At 58.5% G+C, this 20,822-nt stretch carries 11 protein-coding genes and 2 rRNA genes; 10 read left to right on the top strand and 3 right to left on the bottom strand.

The genetic code is table 11. The features are described 5' to 3' along the window. The 8 genes from ACIP1X_RS14930 to ACIP1X_RS14895 form a co-directional block, all read left to right on the top strand. Positions 1–2,850: ribosomal RNA gene (locus ACIP1X_RS14930) — 23S ribosomal RNA — on the top strand; the annotation flags it as partial. Between the two features lie 156 nt (positions 2,851–3,006). Then, a 5S ribosomal RNA gene (gene rrf, locus ACIP1X_RS14925) occupies positions 3,007–3,122 on the top strand. 154 nt (positions 3,123–3,276) lie between these two features. After that, complete coding sequence (recC, locus tag ACIP1X_RS14920) at positions 3,277–6,729, top strand: exodeoxyribonuclease V subunit gamma (protein WP_400753185.1); 3,453 nt, start codon at positions 3,277–3,279, stop codon at positions 6,727–6,729. Further along, positions 6,726–10,415 (top strand): exodeoxyribonuclease V subunit beta, encoded by a 3,690-nt coding sequence (recB, locus tag ACIP1X_RS14915; RefSeq protein WP_400753182.1) that lies wholly within the window; start codon positions 6,726–6,728, stop codon positions 10,413–10,415. Before recC ends, recB begins: the two co-directional genes overlap by 4 nt. After that, the gene (gene recD, locus ACIP1X_RS14910; protein WP_400753179.1) at positions 10,412–12,520 is read left to right on the top strand and encodes an exodeoxyribonuclease V subunit alpha; all 2,109 of its coding nucleotides are present in this window, start codon (positions 10,412–10,414) and stop codon (positions 12,518–12,520) included. Before recB ends, recD begins: the two co-directional genes overlap by 4 nt. Positions 12,521–12,639: 119 nt before the next feature. Then, complete coding sequence (locus tag ACIP1X_RS14905) at positions 12,640–13,215, top strand: YfiR family protein (protein ID WP_400753176.1); 576 nt, start codon at positions 12,640–12,642, stop codon at positions 13,213–13,215. Next, positions 13,212–14,480, top strand: a complete 1,269-nt coding sequence (locus tag ACIP1X_RS14900) for a diguanylate cyclase domain-containing protein (protein ID WP_400753173.1) — start codon at positions 13,212–13,214, stop codon at positions 14,478–14,480. The genes ACIP1X_RS14905 and ACIP1X_RS14900 overlap by 4 nt, the downstream gene beginning before the upstream one ends. 47 nt (positions 14,481–14,527) lie before the next feature. Further along, positions 14,528–14,980, top strand: a complete 453-nt coding sequence (locus ACIP1X_RS14895) for an OmpA family protein (protein ID WP_400753188.1) — start codon at positions 14,528–14,530, stop codon at positions 14,978–14,980. Positions 14,981–15,359: 379 nt separating this feature from the next. Here the strand turns inward: ACIP1X_RS14895 and ACIP1X_RS14890 are convergent, their stop codons facing one another. From ACIP1X_RS14890 to ACIP1X_RS14880, 3 genes are all read right to left on the bottom strand, one after another. Beyond that, positions 15,360–15,614, bottom strand: a complete 255-nt coding sequence (locus tag ACIP1X_RS14890; RefSeq protein WP_400753170.1) for a bacteriocin immunity protein — start codon at positions 15,612–15,614, stop codon at positions 15,360–15,362. Positions 15,615–15,622: 8 nt separating this feature from the next. Continuing rightward, positions 15,623–16,966 carry an S-type pyocin domain-containing protein gene (locus ACIP1X_RS14885; RefSeq protein ID WP_400753169.1) on the bottom strand — a complete coding sequence of 448 codons (1,344 nt, stop codon included), beginning with the start codon at positions 16,964–16,966 and terminating at the stop codon, positions 15,623–15,625. Positions 16,967–17,268: 302 nt separating this feature from the next. Continuing rightward, on the bottom strand, positions 17,269–18,216 hold the full coding sequence (locus tag ACIP1X_RS14880; protein ID WP_053116972.1) for a LysR family transcriptional regulator: 948 nt from the start codon (positions 18,214–18,216) through the stop codon (positions 17,269–17,271). 149 nt (positions 18,217–18,365) lie between these two features. Between ACIP1X_RS14880 and ACIP1X_RS14875 the strand changes: the two genes are divergently transcribed. Continuing rightward, positions 18,366–19,892, top strand: a complete 1,527-nt coding sequence (locus ACIP1X_RS14875; RefSeq protein WP_400753166.1) for a CoA-acylating methylmalonate-semialdehyde dehydrogenase — start codon at positions 18,366–18,368, stop codon at positions 19,890–19,892. A 9-nt stretch (positions 19,893–19,901) separates the two neighbouring features. Continuing rightward, positions 19,902–20,789 (top strand): 3-hydroxyisobutyrate dehydrogenase, encoded by an 888-nt coding sequence (gene mmsB / locus ACIP1X_RS14870; RefSeq protein ID WP_400753163.1) that lies wholly within the window; start codon positions 19,902–19,904, stop codon positions 20,787–20,789. Positions 20,790–20,822: the final 33 nt, after the last annotated feature.

Genomic DNA, 20,822 nt, shown 5'->3' with positions numbered 1-20,822 from the left:
GCCCCGGCAAGCCCAGGCACCCCGCGACAAGCTACGGGGAGTCGGCAAACAGACTTTGATCCGGAGATGTCTGAATGGGGGAACCCAGCCATCATAAGATGGTTATCTTGTACTGAATACATAGGTGCAAGAGGCGAACCGGGGGAACTGAAACATCTAAGTACCCCGAGGAAAAGAAATCAACCGAGATTCCCTTAGTAGTGGCGAGCGAACGGGGACTAGCCCTTAAGTGGCTTTGAGATTAGCGGAACGCTCTGGAAAGTGCGGCCATAGTGGGTGATAGCCCTGTACGCGAAAATCTCTTAGTCATGAAATCGAGTAGGACGGAGCACGAGAAACTTTGTCTGAATATGGGGGGACCATCCTCCAAGGCTAAATACTACTGACTGACCGATAGTGAACTAGTACCGTGAGGGAAAGGCGAAAAGAACCCCGGAGAGGGGAGTGAAATAGATCCTGAAACCGTATGCGTACAAGCAGTGGGAGCAGACTTTGTTCTGTGACTGCGTACCTTTTGTATAATGGGTCAGCGACTTATTTTCAGTGGCGAGCTTAACCGAATAGGGGAGGCGTAGCGAAAGCGAGTCTTAATAGGGCGTCTAGTCGCTGGGAATAGACCCGAAACCGGGCGATCTATCCATGGGCAGGTTGAAGGTTGGGTAACACTAACTGGAGGACCGAACCGACTACCGTTGAAAAGTTAGCGGATGACCTGTGGATCGGAGTGAAAGGCTAATCAAGCTCGGAGATAGCTGGTTCTCCTCGAAAGCTATTTAGGTAGCGCCTCATGTATCACTGTAGGGGGTAGAGCACTGTTTCGGCTAGGGGGTCATCCCGACTTACCAAACCGATGCAAACTCCGAATACCTACAAGTGCCGAGCATGGGAGACACACGGCGGGTGCTAACGTCCGTCGTGAAAAGGGAAACAACCCAGACCGTCAGCTAAGGTCCCAAAGTTATGGTTAAGTGGGAAACGATGTGGGAAGGCTTAGACAGCTAGGAGGTTGGCTTAGAAGCAGCCACCCTTTAAAGAAAGCGTAATAGCTCACTAGTCGAGTCGGCCTGCGCGGAAGATGTAACGGGGCTCAAACCATACACCGAAGCTACGGGTATCATCTTCGGATGATGCGGTAGAGGAGCGTTCTGTAAGCCTGTGAAGGTGAGTTGAGAAGCTTGCTGGAGGTATCAGAAGTGCGAATGCTGACATGAGTAACGACAATGGGTGTGAAAAACACCCACGCCGAAAGACCAAGGTTTCCTGCGCAACGTTAATCGACGCAGGGTTAGTCGGCCCCTAAGGCGAGGCTGAAAAGCGTAGTCGATGGGAAACAGGTTAATATTCCTGTACTTCTGGTTATTGCGATGGAGGGACGGAGAAGGCTAGGCCAGCTTGGCGTTGGTTGTCCAAGTTTAAGGTGGTAGGCTGAGATCTTAGGTAAATCCGGGATCTTAAGGCCGAGAGCTGATGACGAGTGTTCTTTTAGAACACGAAGTGGTTGATGCCATGCTTCCAAGAAAAGCTTCTAAGCTTCAGGTAACCAGGAACCGTACCCCAAACCGACACAGGTGGTTGGGTAGAGAATACCAAGGCGCTTGAGAGAACTCGGGTGAAGGAACTAGGCAAAATGGCACCGTAACTTCGGGAGAAGGTGCGCCGGTGAGGGTGAAGGACTTGCTCCGTAAGCTCATGCCGGTCGAAGATACCAGGCCGCTGCGACTGTTTATTAAAAACACAGCACTCTGCAAACACGAAAGTGGACGTATAGGGTGTGACGCCTGCCCGGTGCCGGAAGGTTAATTGATGGGGTTAGCTAACGCGAAGCTCTTGATCGAAGCCCCGGTAAACGGCGGCCGTAACTATAACGGTCCTAAGGTAGCGAAATTCCTTGTCGGGTAAGTTCCGACCTGCACGAATGGCGTAACGATGGCGGCGCTGTCTCCACCCGAGACTCAGTGAAATTGAAATCGCTGTGAAGATGCAGTGTATCCGCGGCTAGACGGAAAGACCCCGTGAACCTTTACTATAGCTTTGCACTGGACTTTGAATTTGCTTGTGTAGGATAGGTGGGAGGCTTTGAAGCGTGGACGCCAGTTCGCGTGGAGCCAACCTTGAAATACCACCCTGGCAACTTTGAGGTTCTAACTCAGGTCCGTTATCCGGATCGAGGACAGTGTATGGTGGGTAGTTTGACTGGGGCGGTCTCCTCCTAAAGAGTAACGGAGGAGTACGAAGGTGCGCTCAGACCGGTCGGAAATCGGTCGTAGAGTATAAAGGCAAAAGCGCGCTTGACTGCGAGACAGACACGTCGAGCAGGTACGAAAGTAGGTCTTAGTGATCCGGTGGTTCTGTATGGAAGGGCCATCGCTCAACGGATAAAAGGTACTCCGGGGATAACAGGCTGATACCGCCCAAGAGTTCATATCGACGGCGGTGTTTGGCACCTCGATGTCGGCTCATCACATCCTGGGGCTGAAGCCGGTCCCAAGGGTATGGCTGTTCGCCATTTAAAGTGGTACGCGAGCTGGGTTTAGAACGTCGTGAGACAGTTCGGTCCCTATCTGCCGTGGACGTTTGAGATTTGAGAGGGGCTGCTCCTAGTACGAGAGGACCGGAGTGGACGAACCTCTGGTGTTCCGGTTGTCACGCCAGTGGCATTGCCGGGTAGCTATGTTCGGAATAGATAACCGCTGAAAGCATCTAAGCGGGAAACTAGCCTCAAGATGAGATCTCACTGGAACCTTGAGTTCCCTGAAGGGCCGTCGAAGACTACGACGTTGATAGGTTGGGTGTGTAAGCGCTGTGAGGCGTTGAGCTAACCAATACTAATTGCCCGTGAGGCTTGACCATATAACACCCAAGCAATTTGACTACTCGAGAGAGCATCAGATTGCGGTGTGTGAAGACGAAACGAACCGAAAGTTCGATGTTCACAAACACCGAAAGCTATCACATACCCAATTTGCTGAAGCGAGGCCAACTGGTCACGACTCAGTACCCGAATTTCTTGACGACCATAGAGCGTTGGAACCACCTGATCCCATCCCGAACTCAGCAGTGAAACGATGCATCGCCGATGGTAGTGTGGGGTTTCCCCATGTGAGAGTAGGTCATCGTCAAGATTAAATTCCGAAACCCCAATTGCGAAAGCAGTTGGGGTTTTGTTTTGCCCGCAGGAAAGTTCCTACAGCATTCAACGGCGTCGTCCGGCTGTCACAACCTGCTGACAATGCTAAGGTTCTGCCCTGGCTTTCGCACTTTTCCAAGGAATCCTTTATGCCGGGCGCCCAGTCCCTCAACGCTGCATTCATGGTGGTTCAAAGCAATAGCCTGGACGAACTGCGCAGCTTGGTGATCAGCATAATGCGGCGCTATCCACTGGCGCCCTTGGAAAACGAAATTGCCCTCGTACAAAGCAACGGCATCGCCCAGTGGCTCAAATTGGCCTTGGCCGAAGACCCTGAAGAAGATGACCTCGGTGGCTGCGGTATTGCCGCTGCTATCGATGTGCAGCTGCCCGGCAGCTTCATGTGGCAGCTGTACCGGATGGTGTTGGGCCGTGATGAAATCCCACCGAAATCCCTGCTCGATAAAGCACCGCTGACCTGGCGCCTGATGCGCTTGCTACCTCAAGTGATCGAGCGCCCGCATTTCGAGCCGCTGCAACGCTTCCTCACTCACGACACTGACTTGCGTAAGCGTTACCAGTTGTCCGAGCGACTGGCGGATCTCTTTGACCAGTACCAGGTCTATCGGGCCGACTGGCTCGAAGATTGGGCCGAAGGACTGCACCAAATCCGAAATGTCCGAGGTGAAATAAAGCCACTGGCGCCGGCGAGCTGCTGGCAGGCTGAACTGTGGCGTGCGCTGCTGGAAGATGTCGGTGAACAAGGCATGGCGCAAAGTCGCGCCGGTGTTCATCAACGATTTATCGAGCGCATCAACACCCTCACGGACGCACCCGTCGGCTTGCCCTCGCGAGTGATCGTTTTCGGGATTTCTTCGTTGCCCGCTCAAGTGCTCGAAGCATTGGCCGGGCTTGCACGTTTCAGTCAGGTTCTGCTTTGTGTGCACAATCCATGTCGCCACCATTGGGCCGATATCGTTGCCGATAAGGATCTGCTGCGACACCAGTACAAACGCCAGGCACGCAAGAGCGGTATGCCCGTCGTACTCGATCCGGACGCTTTGCACCAACACGCCCATCCGCTGCTAGCTGCGTGGGGCAAGCAGGGCCGCGACTACATCAACCTGCTCGACAGCTACGACGATCCCAACAGTTATCGCGCGGCTTTCCGGGACGGTCGCATCGACCTGTTCAGCGATACTCAACCCGAGAACCTGCTCAATCAGCTGCAGAACGACATCCTTGAACTGCGCCCGCTCAACGAGACACGCGAGCTCTGGCCAGCTGTCGATCTGACACAAGACCATTCGATCCGTTTTCACATTGCTCACAGCGCTCAGCGTGAAGTGGAAATCCTTCACGACCAACTCCTCGCGCGCTTCAGCGCCGATCCCGAACTACGTCCTAGGGATGTGATCGTGATGGTGCCGGACATCGACAGCTACGCGCCGCACATCCGTGCCGTATTCGGCCAGCTCGATCGCCATGATCCGCGATTCATTCCATTCACCTTGGCGGATCAGGGCCAACGCGGCCGTGACCCCTTGCTGATTGCAGTCGAGCACCTGCTAAAGCTGCCAGACAGCCGCTTCCCCGTCAGCGAAATCCTCGACCTGCTGGACGTTCCTGCACTGCGCGCTCGTTTCGGTGTGGAAGAGCGCGACTTACCAACGCTGCACCGCTGGATCGAAGGCGCTGGTGTGCGTTGGGGCATGAGCGCCGAACAACGTGCCGGCCTCGGTTTGCCGGATGAGCTGGAGCAGAACAGCTGGCACTTCGGCCTGCGCCGGATGCTGCTGGGTTACGCCGTCGGCAGTGCGAATGCCTGCGCCGGTATCGAACCCTACGATGAAATCGGCGGACTGGACGCCGCGTTGATCGGGCCATTGGTGGCACTGCTCGATGCCTTGGAACTCGCTCATCAGGAATTGATGCAACCGGCTCAACCCAAAGAGTGGGGCTACCGGTTGCAGGCGCTGATGCAATTGTTCTTCAAAGCCAGCAACGAGCACGACGACTACCTGCTCACCCAACTCGAAGAGCTGCGCGAAACCTGGCTGGAGACGTGCGAGGCCGTCGGTCTCGACGATGAGTTACCGCTGACTGTCGTCCGTGAAGCCTGGCTCGCCGGTCTGGATCAGGGGCGTTTATCGCAGCGTTTCCTCGCCGGTGCGGTGAACTTTTGCACGCTGATGCCCATGCGTGCGATCCCGTTCAAACTGGTCTGCCTGCTGGGGATGAACGATGGCGATTATCCGCGTGCACAACCGCCGCTCGACTTCGATTTGATGGGCAGCGATTACCGTCCCGGCGACCGTTCGCGGCGTGAGGATGACCGTTATCTGTTGCTCGAAGCATTGCTGTCCGCGCGCAATCAGCTCTACATCAGTTGGGTCGGCCGCAGCATTCGCGACAACAGCGAGCGGCCTGCTTCGGTGCTGATCGGCCAGTTACGCGATCACCTCGCCAGCGGCTGGCGATTGCTCGACGAGACCCAGGATATTCTGAGCGCCATGACCGAGGAGCATCCGTTGCAACCGTTCAGTTCGCGCTATTTTCATGAGGGCGATCAGCTCTTCAGCTATGCCAGCGAATGGCAGGTGCTGCACCAACAGCACGGATCTCAAACCGATACGGAGTTGCTTGCGCCTTATGTCCAAGAGGAACCGTTGACCCTCGCCCTGTTACAGGACTTCCTGCGCAACCCGGTTAGACACTTTTTTACCCAGCGCCTCAAGGTCTATTTCGAAGCCGCCGAGGCGCCGCTCGCGGACGAAGAGCCATTCGTGCTCGACGCTTTGCAGCGCTACACGCTCAGCGACAGGCTGCTCGAAGCCGCAATGAGACAGCCGGACAATATCGATCAGGCCCTCGAATCTCAGGCCCGTCGCCTGCAAAACAGTGGTCTGCTGCCAATGGCTGGTTTTGGCGAATGCCTGCAACGCGAGCTGATCGAGCCGCTGCCGGACTTGCTGCAACGCTACCAACAACTGCTGACGTTGTGGCCGACCCCGCTGACCAGCGCAATTCCGATCAGCCTTGAATTGCAGGGCTTGCGCCTTGAAGGCTGGCTCTCAGGTTTGCATGAGCGCGCCGATGGTGGCCTGTTGTCGGTCACAACCATTCCCAACAGTATTGGCTCGATCAAAAGCCGCAAATGGCATCGTCTGACCAAACCGTGGGTCAACCATCTGGTGGCCTGTGCCAGCGGACTTTCGTTAACCACAGCGCTGGTGGCCAGTGACGATTCACTGCTGTTGGAGCCCATGGAAAAAGACCGCGCGGTTCGCATCCTCAGCGATCTGCTGCTCGCCTGGCAGACCGGCATGCGCCAACCACTGCCGATTGCAGTAAAAACGGCGTTCGCCTGGCTGTCCCAGACCGACCCACTCAAGGCCGAAGCCGCCGCGCGCAAAGCGTACGAAGGTGACGGCCAGACCAATGAAGGTGAGCGCCGCGAAAGCCCGGCGTTGTCTCGACAGTTTGCCGACTTCGATGCCTTGCTCGCCGATGAGACATTCTCTGGTTGGTGCGACGCGCTCTATCGGCCACTGCTGGAAGCACCTTGGCGTTCGTTGTCCAGTGAAGGAGCGCGCGCATGAGCAGCAAAACTCCACTGGCACTGGCCTTCCCGCTGCACGGCAGCCAACTGATCGAAGCCAGCGCCGGCACCGGCAAGACGTTCACCATTTCTGCACTCTATCTGCGGCTGATCCTTGGCCACGGCGGCGAAACCAATGGCTTCGGTCGCGACCTGCTGCCACCACAAATTCTCGTGGTGACCTTCACGGACGCAGCGACCAAAGAACTGCGCGAACGGATCCGCACGCGTCTGGCCGAAGCTGCGCGATTCTTCCGCGACGAGACGCCTGCGCCCGACGCGCTCATCGCCGAACTGCGCGAACAGTTCGAGCCACAACAATGGCCCGGCTGCGCCAATCGTCTCGACATCGCCGCACAGTGGATGGATGAAGCCGCCGTTTCGACGATTCACAGTTGGTGCCAGCGCATGCTGCGCGAGCACGCATTTGACAGCGGCAGCCTGTTTACTCAATCGCTGGAAACCGATCACAGCGATCTGCTCGGTGAAGTGCTGCGCGATTACTGGCGGCTGTTCTGCTACCCGATGCAGGGCGATGCGCTGAACTGGGTTCGCAACAATTGGGGTGGGCCGGCAGCGCTGTTGCCGCGTGTCCGTGGACTGTTCGCCAGCGAGCGCGACAGCGACGAAGGCAAGGCCCCCGCCGAGCTGATCGAGGAATGCTTGCTGGAGCGTCGCGCAGCATTGGTCGAGCTGAAAATGCCTTGGCGGCAGTGGGCCGATGAGTTGCTCGCCATCTGTCATCAAGGCGTTGCCAGCAAAACCGTCGACGGTCGCAAGATGCAGGCGCGCTACTTTGAACCTTGGTTCGAGAAGCTTAAAAGCTGGGCCGAAGATGAATCCATGGAGCAACTGGATATCGGCACCGGCTTCACCCGACTGACCCCCGACGGCATGGCCGAAGCGTGGAAAGGTCAGGCACCGAGTCATCCGGGGCTGGATGCCATGCCCGCACTCAAGTCGAGTCTGGATGGCTTGCCCACGCCAGACGCCGCCGTCCTGCAGCACGCCGCGAAATGGGTGGGCGCGCGCTTCGAAGAAGAGAAGCGTCGCCGCGCCGAAATGGGCTTCGACGACATGCTGCTGCGACTCGATGCCGCGCTGCAATCGGAAGGTGGCGAACGGCTCGCGACACTGATTCGCGAGCAGTTCCCGGTAGCGCTGATCGACGAATTCCAGGACACCGATCCGGTGCAGTACCGGATCTTCGAAAGCATCTATCGCATCGAGGAAAACAGTCCTGACACTGGCCTGTTTCTGATCGGCGATCCCAAGCAGGCGATCTACGCCTTCCGTGGTGCGGACATCTATACCTATCTGCGCGCGCGCAAGGCTACGACCGGCCGCTTGCATACCCTGGGCACCAACTTCCGTTCCAGCCACGGCATGGTCAAAGCGGTCAATCACGTATTCGAACGCGCCGAGTCCCGCGAGCAGGGGCGCGGCGCGTTTTTGTTCCGCGAGAAAAGTGGTGAGAACCCGGTACCGTTTCAACCCGTCGACTCGCAAGGCCGCAAGGAGCATCTGCAGATTGCCGGGCAGGAAGTCGCGGCGCTGAACGTCTGGCAGTTGTCCAGCGATCAGCCGTTGTCCGGCGCGGTGTATCGTCAACAACTGGCTGCCGCCTGCGCCAGTGAAATCACCGTGTTGCTCAATGGCGGGCAAACCGGTCAGGCCGGATTTGTGCAGGACGGCAAAGACTTCAAAGGCCTGCGTCCTTCCGATATCGCGATTCTGGTTCGTGACGGCAAAGAGGCGCAGGCCGTTCGTGGTGAATTGGCCGCCCGTGGCGTGCGCAGCGTTTATCTGTCAGACAAGGATTCCGTTTTTGCCGCGCAGGAAGCCCGAGACTTGCTGTCCTGGCTCAAGGCCTGCGCCGAGCCTGACGTTGAACGTTCTCTGAAAGCCGCGCTGGCCTGCATCACGCTGAATCTGCCGCTGGCCGAACTGGAGCGTCTGAATCAGGACGAACTGGTGTGGGAATCCCGCGTCATGCAGTTCCGTGGCTATCGCGAGTTGTGGCGCAAACAGGGCGTGCTGCCGATGCTGCGACGTCTGCTGCATGACTTCCATTTGCCACAGACATTGATTGCCCGCAGTGATGGCGAGCGCGTGCTGACCAACCTGCTGCACTTGTCCGAATTGATGCAGCAAGCCGCTGCTGAACTCGACGGCGAACAAGCGCTGATCCGGCATCTGGCCGAGCTGCTGGCCTTGTCCGGGCAGGCCGGCGAAGAACAGATTCTGCGCCTCGAAAGTGATGAGCAATTGGTCAAAGTGGTGACCATCCACAAATCGAAAGGCCTGGAATATCCGTTGGTGTTCCTGCCGTTCATCTGCTCGGCCAAACCGGTCGACGGTAGCCGCCTGCCGCTGCATTACCACGACGCCTCGGGCAACGCGCAATTGAGTCTGAAACCGACGCCTGAGCTGATTGCGTTGGCCGATGACGAGCGTCTGGCTGAAGACCTGCGTTTGCTCTACGTAGCGCTGACGCGTGCGCAACATGCCTGCTGGTTGGGCGTGACCGATCTCAAACGCGGCAATAACAACAGTTCGGTGCTGCACCTTTCTGCGCTGGGCTATTTATTGGGCGGTGGTGCGTCGTTGGGTGAGTCCAGCGGTTTGAATAGCTGGCTGCGAGATTTGCAGCAGGATTGCCCGGCGATCAGCGTCGGTGAAATGCCGCCGGCCAGCGCCGAACATTACGAACCTGCGCGCAACGAAGCGGTTCTCAGCGCCACGCTTGTGCCCAAGCGCAAGGCCAGCGAGAACTGGTGGATCGCCTCGTACAGTGCGCTTCGTATCAGCGACGTTTTGAGCGTCGGCAGCGATGAGGCGCCGGACAGTCCGCAGGCGCAAAAGCTCTTCGATGACGAACGCCTCGATCCGGATGCACCACGCGAAATCATCGCCGGCGGCGCTGATATCCATCGCTTCCCGCGTGGCCCCAACCCCGGGACTTTCCTTCACGGTTTGCTCGAGTGGGCAGGGGATGACGGTTTCGCCGTCACGCCCAAAGCCGTGGAAGACGCGATCGGCCGGCGTTGCAACCTGCGCGGCTGGGAAGGCTGGATCACCACGTTGAGCGACTGGTTGCAACACCTCCTCAAATCGCCGCTGCCGATCGGCGCCGGCCAACCGCCGGTGGTGCTTGAGCAGTTAACGCAGTATCGCGTCGAGATGGAATTCTGGTTCGCCAGCCATAAAGTCGACGTGCTCAAACTCGATGAGCTGGTACGTCAGCACACCCACAACGGCGTGGCGCGGGTGGCTGCCGAAGCGGTGCAACTCAACGGCATGTTCAAGGGTTTTATCGACCTGACCTTCGAACACGATGGCCGTTACTACGTGGCCGACTACAAATCCAACTGGCTGGGCGTCGATGATTTCGCCTACACCGAGAAAGCCATGGAGCAGTCGATTCTCGACAACCGTTACGACCTGCAATACGTCTTGTACCTGTTGGCCTTGCACCGTCAGCTCAAGGCGCGGTTGCCCGACTATGACTACGACCGGCATGTCGGTGGTGCGCTTTATCTTTTCCTGCGTGGCACCCGCGCAGACAGTCGCGGGGTGTACTTCGCCCGGCCACCCCGTGAATTGATCGAACGTCTGGATCGGCTGTTTCAGGGCAAACCCGAGCCCAAGGCCGAACCCGCGTGGGAACAGGGAGTCTTGCTATGAGCCGCACCTTCGCCGATCTTCTGCCGACGCCTTTGGCCGCCGACAGCCTGTCGAGACTTTCGCCGCTGACCCGTGCCGAAGACTTGTTGCTCTTGCTCACCCGCTGGGTCGAGCGCGGCTGGCTGCGCGCGCTGGACAAGGCATTCGTCGCGTTTCTGCATGAGCTCGAACCGGACACCGATCCGCTGGTGTTGCTCGCGGCGGCGCTGACCAGCCATCAACTCGGCCATGGTCACGTTTGTCTGGATCTGTTCGAAACCCTCAAGGCGCCGGATTTTGCGCTGTCATTGCCGCCCGAAGGCGATGTGCAGGGTGGCGTCTTGTTGCTGCCTTCGCAATTGCTTGAGGCGCTCGACGGTGTTCATTGGTGCAAGGCTCTGGCGGGCAGCGCTCTGGTCGCCCTGGCTGCCGATACCAGTGAAGACGCTCAGCAACGCCCGCTGGTGTTGTCCTCGAAGCGTCTGTACTTGCGGCGCTACTGGGCTTACGAGCGGCGTATCGATTCCGCGTTGCGCCAGCGTCTCGCCCAATCCGAAGCGACGCCGGCCGATCTGCCGCAGCGCCTCAATGAGCTGTTCGGTTCAGCCAAGTCCGGCGAGGTCATCGACTGGCAAAAACTTGCTTGTGCGCTCGCCACGCGCGGTGCCTTCAGCATCGTCACCGGCGGCCCCGGTACCGGCAAAACCACCACCGTCGTGCGTTTGTTGGCGCTGCTGCAGGCGCCGGCGGTGGAGGCTGGCCATCCGTTGCGCATTCGCCTGGCAGCGCCCACCGGTAAAGCCGCCGCACGCTTGACCGAGTCGATCAGCCAGCAAGTGCAATCGCTGAAAGTCAGCGAAGACGTGCGGGCGAAAATTCCCTGTGACGTGACCACTGTGCATCGTTTGCTCGGCAGTCGTCCGGGCACCCGACATTTCCGCCATCACGCCGGTAATCGTCTACCGCTGGATGTGCTGGTGGTCGACGAAGCCTCGATGATCGACCTGGAAATGATGGCCAATCTGCTCGACGCCTTGCCGGCCCATGCGCGACTGGTGTTGCTCGGCGACAAGGATCAGTTGGCGTCCGTGGAGGCAGGTGCGGTGCTGGGTGATCTGTGCCGCGATGCCGAGGGCGGCTGGTACAACCGGCAAACCCGCCAATGGCTGGAATCGGTCAGCGGTGAGTCGTTGCAGGACAGTGGTCTGCACGAAGATCTCGACGGCTCGCATCCGCTGGCTCAGCAAGTGGTGATGTTGCGCCACTCGCGGCGTTTCGGTGAAGGCAGCGGCATCGGTCAACTGGCGCGCCGGGTCAATCAGCAGTTGCCGGATGAGGCGCGGCAATTGCTCGCGGCGGGGCACTATGACGATGTGTTTTCGCTGCCGCTCAAGGGCGAGCACGATCACAAACTCGAGCGGCTGCTGCTCGACGGTCATGGCGAAGGCCCGCAGGGGTATCGGCATTACCTGAGCGTGCTGCGCAATCAACGCCCTGCATCTGGCAAACCGCTGGAACATCCGGACTGGATTCTCTGGGCCCGCGACGTCTTGCAGGCGTTCGACACCTTCCAGTTGTTGTGCGCGGTACGCAAAGGCCCGTGGGGCGTTGAAGGTTTGAACCAGCGCATCACCGCCGCGTTGCTCAAGGCCCGGCTGATCGAGCACGACCAGCAATGGTACGAAGGCCGGCCGGTGTTGATGACCCGCAACGACTACGGTCTGGGCTTGATGAACGGCGACATCGGCATCGCCCTCAAACTGCCGGAACGTGAAGGGCCCGACGCCGGCAAACCGGTATTGCGCGTGGCGTTTCCGCGCAATGACGGTCAGGGCGGCGTGCGTTTCGTCCTGCCGAGCCGACTCAACGATGTAGAAACCGTGTACGCCATGACCGTACACAAATCCCAGGGCTCTGAGTTCGCCCACACTGCGTTGATCCTGCCGGATGCTTTGAATCCAGTGTTGACCAAGGAGTTGATCTACACGGGGATCACCCGCGCCAAACACTGGTTCACCCTGATCGAGCCGCGTGACGGGGTATTTGAAGAGGCCGTACAACGCAAGGTCAAACGCCTCAGCGGACTGATGCTGGAACTGGAGGAGGGCGCCCAGTCTCCTGAATGATAATCGCGATGACGGCCAGCGGTTTCTGACCGACCAGTCAGAGGTCGCTGCCTCGCTGGCCATTCGCCGCTGTGCTATCGTTGCGGCATCATTTCAGTAAGATCCAAGAGAATCCCTGCATGAAGGTGTCTGTCTGGGCGGCAGAGCGCGTGGTTGGCTGCAAGCACGCGTTGCTTGTCGGCCTGCTCTGGTTGTTGACGAGCGTGGCCGTCGCACAACCGCAAGCGCCGACGGGCATGGCCGAACAACGCGCCAAATCTGTCACCCAAGTCGTGCTGGGCATCCTCAGTTATGCTCGCTGGCCGGTAGAGCCTGCGCAATTGCGTCTGTGCATCGTCGGCCCCACCGAATACACCGACGACCTGGTCAAAGGCACCACTCAAGCCACCGGCCGACTGGTTGTCGTGCGCCGCTTGCTGGCCGACAACCCGGCCATCGTCAGCGAATGCAATGCCGTGTACATCGGCAAGCTCACCGCCGATGAGCGCAATCGCCTGTTCGCCGCATTGATCGGACACCCGGTGCTTAGCATCAGCGAAGCCGACGACCAATGCACGGTCGGCAGTCTGTTCTGCCTGCGCGTCGGCGACGAGCAGGTGTCCTTTGAAGTCAATCTCGACTCCGTTGCCCGCAGTGGCGTGCGCATTCACCCGAGCGTGCTGCAGTTGTCGCGCCGTAAATCGGCGGCCCCATGAAATTGTTCAGATCGAATAAGCGCCCCACGTTGGGCTCGGTACTGGGCCGTGGACATTTAACCGTGGCATTGCTGGCGGTAGCGATGGCCAGTGTCTCACTGACGCTGCTCGGTGTTTTGGCGCTGCGGGTTTATGCCGACCACAATCTGCATCTGATCGCCCGTTCGATCAGCTACACCGTCGAAGCCGCGGTGGTCTTTAACGACAAAGCGGCGGCGACGGAAGCGCTGGCGCTGATCGCTTCGACCGAAGAAGTCGCCGACGCGCAAGTACTGGACGCTCAGGGAAAATTGCTGGCGCGCTGGCATCGCGCGGAAAACGGCCTGTTCTCCGATTTGGAAATGCAGATCACCCGCGCCCTTCTGGAAAAACCTATCAGTCTGCCGATCGTGCATCAAGAGCATGAAATCGGCCGCATCCTGCTCACCGGTCATGGCGGTAGCCTGATGCGTTTTCTACTGAGCGGTTTGGCGGGGATCATTCTTTGCACGGCGATCAGCGCTTTTGTGGCGATCTATCTCGCGCGCCGGCAACTGCGTGAAATCATCGGTCCGCTGCGCAGCCTCGCCACCGTGGCCCACGCCGCACGCAGCGAACGGGCGCTGGATCGCCGCGTGCCACCGGCGCAAATCGCCGAACTAGACAACCTCGGCAACGACTTCAATGCACTGCTCGACGAACTCGAGTCCTGGCAGAGCAACCTGCAAAGCGAAAACGAAACCCTCGCGCACCAGGCCAGTCACGACAGCCTTACCGGTCTGCCCAACCGCGCCTTTTTTGAAGGCCGCTTGATGCGTGCCCTGCGTAACGCCAGCAAGCTCAACGAGCGCGTGGCGGTGCTGTTTCTCGACAGCGACCGTTTCAAAGGCATCAATGACAACTTCGGCCATGCCGCCGGCGACGCAGTGCTGGTGGCGATTGCCAATCGTGTCCGCGCACAGCTGCGTGAAGAAGATCTGGTCGCGCGATTGGGCGGTGACGAGTTCGCCGTGCTGCTCACGCCGTTGCACAAGATCGAAGATGCCGAACGCATTGCCGACAAAATTCTCGCCAGCATGGACACGCCCATCGCGTTGCCCGGCGACACCAGTGTCGTGACGTCGCTCAGTATCGGCATCGCGGTTTTCCCTGATCATGGCGCCACCCCCGGTGCCCTGCTCAACGCTGCCGACGCGGCGATGTATCAAGCCAAGCGCCTCTCCCGTGGCGCGCAATTTACGGCCGGGTCGGAGCACCCGGTCGATCCCGTTCAAACCAGGAGCTGATTCCCGTGTTCAAACATCCATTTCGATTGTTCTCCGCTGTGCTGTTGATGGCCGTGCTGGCCCTGACCGGTTGCCAGACCGCGCCGCAAAAAGGCCTGACGCCGGCGCAAGTCGCCGTGCTCAAACAACAAGGTTTCGAGCTGACCGATGAGGGCTGGGAATTTGGCCTGTCCGGCAAAGTGCTGTTTGGCAGCGACGTCGAAAGCCTGAACAATCAAAGCACCGAAATCGTCGAGCGCATCGGCAAAGCCTTGCTCGGTGTCGGCATTGAACGCGTGCGAGTCGATGGCCACACCGATGCTTCGGGCAAAGAAACCTACAACCAGCAACTGTCGCTGCGCCGCGCGAAAAGTGTGGCCGCCGTGCTCAGCACCGTCGGCATGAAGCAAGAGAACATCCAGCTGCAAGGCCTGGGCAGCAAAGACCCGGTGGCCTCCAACAACACCGCCGCCGGCCGCACGGAAAACCGCCGGGTGTCGATCGTGGTCAGCGCCGACTAATCGGCGAACTGCATTTCGCGGGTCTCGCCCATCAACAGACCCTGATTCTGTTCAGTCACCCGAGGAAGCAAGGCATCCGATTAAACGTCGCATACATGCAAGAACAACCACGAGATCTCAGTGAGCGGCTCATCAGGTAGATCAACGACCTGGCTATCGGTTAAAAAACCGGAAGAGAAACAGAAGATATTTGGCGCTTGGAAAGTTGCGAAAGTTCAGGTTAGGAATTAGGTAAGGTGCAAGCTGGATACACAGCTAAAGATTGCACAAGAAGTTGTACGGGATCTGAAAAAACCAAGATGGGGCGGATACATCCGTCGATCAGCGAATAGCTTGTACAGTGATGCCAAAGCCCGCCATGAGCGGGCTTTCTTTTCTGTCAGCTCCTGAAACCCGGTAGACCTTGAGCAGCGCGCCATTCCTTCACGACGCGTGTTACATCCTCTGCTGACCCGCTGGAGTCACCTTCGGGATAGTAGATAAGGTCGGTGCCATCTGGATGACCAGTTATTTCGCAGAACTCTTCTAAGAGAACGTCCAACACATCATCCGTTGGCGCCTTGTTCTCAGCCAGAATCTTGTGCATGAAGGCGATGAATTCGTCTTCGGTAAAGTCGGCGATACCGTTTTTCATTGTCGGAGTTATCCGTTCCTGTGGATGTCGATGTGATGCTCAGGCGTGACGACGTTCAGGTTATCAACATCGTAAACTTTCCCGCCTTTGGCTACTTCATCTGTGTGGTGGAGTTCGAAAGAGCTGCGTTTTCCTGCTCTGTCCCTATAGCGTGCCTTTGGTGCCTTGCCTTCTCGCATTCGGTCAACGTTATTGTCTGTGAATTGTTCGACCAGTCCAGTACTGGCTGCTGCCTTCCAGAGTGCCCGTCTGAAACTATTGAAGCTTGCGAAGCTTTTGCCCCGTAGTTGATCGGCAATCTCTGTTGGTATCGGGGCGCCGAGTCCTGAACTCGCCCCAGCGAGCCAGATGCCTGTCACTTCCTTTCCCCGTCCTGTAACCGTGCCAGGATCGAGCCGGACGTTCATTACGATGTAGAGAGGTTGTACTCCCGAGTCAGCAGGGAATACCAGAATGAAGTCTTTATACTCGGGCGGGTAGATCGGGTTAACGATGATGCTGTCTGCTTTCTCAGACGGTGGATAAATCCAGATTTGCGGGGCTTGAGGTGCCGCCTCTAACGGTGGGATTCCTGACGTGCTGGATGGGTCAACGGCTGGTGTCCAGATCAGGGTTACACCATCGCCAAAGTCTGCAACCTGTTGAGAACCTTGCTCAACGAATTGCACCACCGGAATCATCTCCCAGTCAGTGCGGCTCTGGGTGGTGTACCCGTATCCTTTCAATGTGCCATCGGCCTGTTGCTCGACGTGAATCCGAAGCCGTGTGCGACCTTGCTTGAGGGATTGCAGTTGTTCTTCTGTGTACAGGCTGCTATCACCCAGACTGGAAGGCCATAGCAGCGCAACGAAGCCAGCTAACGCACCAGCTGCAACCCCCGTAGTGATAACCCCACCAGTTGCTCCGGTAGCACCCACGCCCGTTACAACACTTCCGCCAGTAGCAGCAGCACCGGCACCAGCCACCCCGGCAGAGCACAGACCACCACACGACACGCCAGCAGTTACAGCGGCCCCGCCCAACAGAAGCGTTCCAAGTGTTGTTGGTATTGAACCGCTCACTTTCTTTAGGGGAATGTTCCCTTGTGCGTCCGTCTCATGGCCACCGAGGATGGCAAGCTCGCCGTAGCTGTTGACTTTCTCGACAGGGATAAACCCGGCTGGGTTTTTGTGATCAATTACGCCGTCTGGTAGGTCGCAGCTCTTGGCGAACACACAGCCAACAGTGTTTGGCTTGGCGTCTTCTTTGGAGGGAAGGTCTTTGTATTCAGCCCAATGCTGGGCGTGGATATCGACAGGCTCAACGCCGCTATTGCGGTAGCCCTTCGGTGAGTTGGGTACATAGCCAGACATGCAGCTTCCTTACGTCCTTGGGGAATTCCAGCCAGAGCTGGGACAGAATGAACGACCGGTCACTGGCTGTAGGACGAGTCCCAAAAGCCAAGCCGAATTTCCTGTGTTCCGTGTCATTACTGAGGGAAAGAAGGATACCGGGTTGGTAAGGGCTCTTGAATGATGGCGGTTTGCCTTGGCGCCTCTATCGAAATCTTCGACTGTTTTGCCGACATGCCAGCTTAAATTGAAACGCTCAAGACATGACCTATATCGTTATGCTGGCTTCGTTACGATGCCGACGCCTGATTTCTTGAAGATCATCAATCGGCGAACTGCATCTCGCGGGTCTCACCCATCAACAGACCCTGATTCTGTTCAGTCACCTCGCGGATGTAATCCCACAACAAAGTGATCCGCTTCAACTTCCGCAGATCCTCCCGGCAGTACATCCAGAACTGCCGGGTGATGTTGATTTCCTCCGGCAGCACCGGCAGCAAGCGCGGATCCTGCGCGGCGAGGAAGCACGGCAGAATCGCCAGTGAGCGCCCTTGCTGCGCTGCGACGAATTGTGCGATCACGCTGGTGCTGCGCAAATTTGCGTGGGCACCGGGCAGCACGTTGGCCAGGTAGAGCAGCTCCGAGCTGAACGCCAGATCGTCCACATAACTGATGAATTGATGCTTGCCCAAATCTGCCGGGCGGCGGATCGGTGGGTGTTTGTCCAGATAGTCCTGGGTTGCGTAGAGCTGCAAGCGGTAGTCGCAGAGTTTGCAGCAGACGTACGGCCCGTGCTCCGGGCGTTCGAGGGCGATGACGATGTCGGCCTCGCGTTTGGACAGGCTGATGAAGTGCGGCAGCGGCAGGATGTCCACCGAGATCGCCGGGTAGGCGTCGACGAAATGGCTCAGTTGCGGGGTGATGAAAAAACTGCCGAAACCTTCGGTGCAGCCCATGCGCACGTGGCCGGACAAGGCGACGCCGGAGCCGGAGACCTGCTCGCAAGCCATGTGCAACGTGCTTTCAATCGACTCGGCATAACCCAGCAAACGCTGGCCTTCAGCGGTCAGGACGAAACCGCTGGTGCGCGACTTTTCAAACAGCAGCGTGCCGAGCGCCGCTTCCAGCGAACTGATCCGTCGCGACACCGTGGTGTAGTCGACGGCGAGCCGTTTGGCGGCGGTGCTGGCCTTGCGGGTGCGGGCGACTTCGAGGAAAAACTTGAGGTCGTCCCAGTTCAGCGAACCTAGAGAGGTGATGTTTTTTTGCATGATGGACGGGCTTATATGTGCGTTCTTATTAGAAGTTTGCACATCTATACTCCAAAAACAGTCCGACAACCAATTCGTGACACACGCCTCATCTCAAGGCGAACCTTTCGCCTTAGCTCCTACGATAAAAACAAGTTTCGGAGACCAGCATGAACGCATCGCTTACGCCCAACGAAACCACGCTGCAGAAGGTCAAGCTGCTGATCAATGGTGAGTGGGTCGAATCGCAGACCACCGAATGGCACGACATCGTCAACCCGGCTACCCAGCAAGTGCTGGCCAAAGTGCCGTTCGCCACCGCCGCTGAAGTCGATGCTGCGGTCAACGCCGCGCAGCGTGCGTTCCAGACCTGGAAACTGACTCCGATCGGCGCGCGGATGCGCATCATGCTCAAGCTGCAGGCGCTGATCCGCGAACACTCCAAACGCATCGCCGTGGTGCTCAGCGCCGAGCAGGGCAAAACCATTGCCGATGCCGAGGGCGATATTTTCCGTGGCCTGGAAGTGGTCGAGCACGCTTGCTCCATTGGCACCCTGCAAATGGGCGAATTCGCTGAAAACGTTGCGGGCGGTGTTGATACCTACACCTTGCGCCAGCCAATCGGTGTTTGCGCCGGCATCACGCCGTTCAACTTCCCGGCGATGATTCCGCTGTGGATGTTCCCGATGGCCATCGCCTGCGGCAACACGTTTGTGTTGAAGCCTTCGGAACAGGATCCGCTGTCGACCATGCTGCTGGTGGAACTGGCGGTCGAGGCGGGCGTTCCGGCAGGCGTGCTCAACGTGGTTCATGGCGGTAAAGACGTGGTCGATGGCCTGTGCACGCACAAGGACATCAAAGCGGTGTCCTTCGTCGGTTCGACCGCTGTTGGGACTCACGTTTACGATTTGGCCGGTAAGCACGGCAAACGCGTGCAATCGATGATGGGCGCGAAAAACCACGCTGTGGTGCTGGCCGACGCCAATCGCGAGCAAGCACTGAATGCCTTGGTCGGCGCCGGTTTCGGTGCGGCCGGGCAACGTTGCATGGCCACGTCGGTGGTGGTGCTGGTTGGTGCGGCGAAACAATGGTTGCCGGATCTGAAAGCGCTGGCGCAGAAACTCACGGTCAACGCCGGCAGCGAGCCGGGCACCGATGTAGGCCCGGTGATCTCGAAAAAAGCCAAGGCACGAATTCTTGATCTGATCGAAAGCGGCATCAAGGAAGGCGCCAAGCTGGAACTGGACGGCCGCGACATCAAGGTGCCGGGTTACGAGCAAGGCAACTTTGTCGGCCCGACCCTGTTCTCGGGCGTGACCACCGACATGCAGATCTACACCCAGGAAATCTTCGGCCCAGTGCTGGTGGTGCTGGAAGTCGATACCCTCGATCAAGCCATTGCGCTGGTCAACGCCAATCCGTTCGGCAACGGCACCGGCCTGTTCACCCAGAGCGGCGCAGCGGCACGTAAATTCCAGACGGAAATCGACGTCGGTCAGGTCGGCATCAACATCCCGATTCCAGTGCCGGTACCTTTCTTCAGCTTCACCGGTTCGCGCGGCTCGAAACTCGGCGACCTCGGTCCGTACGGCAAGCAAGTGGTGCAGTTCTACACGCAGACCAAAACGGTCACGGCGCGCTGGTTCGACGACGACAGCGTCAACGACGGCGTGAACACCACAATCAACCTGCGCTGAGGATCGGCCATGAAAATCGCATTTGTCGGGCTGGGCAACATGGGCGCGCCGATGGCGCGCAACCTGATCAAGGCTGGCCACTCGCTGAACCTGGTCGACCTCAATAAAACCGTGCTGGCGGAACTGGAACAACTGGGCGGCAGCATTCGCGCTTCGGCGCGTGAGGCGGCCGAGGATGCTGAACTGGTGATCACCATGCTGCCGGCGGCTGTGCATGTGCGCAGTGTTTGGTTGGGTGAGGACGGCGTTTTGGCCGGAATTGGCAAAGGCGTGCCGGCAGTGGATTGCAGCACGATTGATCCGCAGACGGCGCGTGATGTGGCTGCCGCTGCCGCGAAACAAGGCGTGGCGATGGCGGATGCGCCGGTATCTGGCGGTACGGGCGGCGCGACGGCCGGGACGTTGACTTTTATGGTCGGTGCCACGCCAGAACTGTTCGCCATCCTGCAACCGGTGGTGGCGCAGATGGGCCGCAACATTGTGCATTGCGGTGAAGTCGGCACCGGGCAGATCGCCAAGATCTGCAACAACTTGCTGCTGGCGATTTCGATGGTTGGCGTCAGTGAGGCGATGGCGCTGGGCGATGCGTTGGGGATTGATACGTCGGTGCTCGCCGGGATCATCAACAGCTCGACCGGACGTTGCTGGAGTTCGGAGATGTACAACCCGTGGCCGGGGATTGTTGAAACGGCGCCGGCCTCGCGCGGGTATACCGGTGGGTTTGGTGCGGAATTGATGCTGAAGGATTTAGGCCTGGCGACGGAAGCGGCACGTCAGGCGCATCAGCCGGTGGTGCTTGGTGCGGTGGCGCAGCAGTTGTATCAGGCGATGAGTCAGCGTGGGGATGGCGGGAAAGATTTCTCGGCGATTATCAACAGCTACCGCAAACCGCAGTAACTTGGGTCAGCAATACTTTTGTGGCAAGTGAGA

The sequence above is a fragment of the Pseudomonas sp. NPDC088885 genome (genome assembly GCF_044750025.1).
Classification (GTDB): domain Bacteria; phylum Pseudomonadota; class Gammaproteobacteria; order Pseudomonadales; family Pseudomonadaceae; genus Aquipseudomonas; species Aquipseudomonas rustica.
The sequence above is the reverse complement of the archived record's forward strand: the minus strand, read 5'-3'. Positions and strand labels throughout refer to the sequence as shown.

Coding starts and splice junctions, on each gene's coding strand:
- recC (WP_400753185.1), top strand. CDS start 3,277: ATGCCGGGCGCCCAGTCCCTCAACGCTGCATTCATGGTGGTTCAAAGC.
- recB (WP_400753182.1), top strand. CDS start 6,726: ATGAGCAGCAAAACTCCACTGGCACTGGCCTTCCCGCTGCACGGCAGC.
- recD (WP_400753179.1), top strand. CDS start 10,412: ATGAGCCGCACCTTCGCCGATCTTCTGCCGACGCCTTTGGCCGCCGAC.
- ACIP1X_RS14905 (WP_400753176.1), top strand. CDS start 12,640: ATGAAGGTGTCTGTCTGGGCGGCAGAGCGCGTGGTTGGCTGCAAGCAC.
- ACIP1X_RS14900 (WP_400753173.1), top strand. CDS start 13,212: ATGAAATTGTTCAGATCGAATAAGCGCCCCACGTTGGGCTCGGTACTG.
- ACIP1X_RS14895 (WP_400753188.1), top strand. CDS start 14,528: ATGGCCGTGCTGGCCCTGACCGGTTGCCAGACCGCGCCGCAAAAAGGC.
- ACIP1X_RS14890 (WP_400753170.1), bottom strand. CDS start 15,614: ATGAAAAACGGTATCGCCGACTTTACCGAAGACGAATTCATCGCCTTC.
- ACIP1X_RS14885 (WP_400753169.1), bottom strand. CDS start 16,966: ATGTCTGGCTATGTACCCAACTCACCGAAGGGCTACCGCAATAGCGGC.
- ACIP1X_RS14880 (WP_053116972.1), bottom strand. CDS start 18,216: ATGCAAAAAAACATCACCTCTCTAGGTTCGCTGAACTGGGACGACCTC.
- ACIP1X_RS14875 (WP_400753166.1), top strand. CDS start 18,366: ATGAACGCATCGCTTACGCCCAACGAAACCACGCTGCAGAAGGTCAAG.
- mmsB (WP_400753163.1), top strand. CDS start 19,902: ATGAAAATCGCATTTGTCGGGCTGGGCAACATGGGCGCGCCGATGGCG.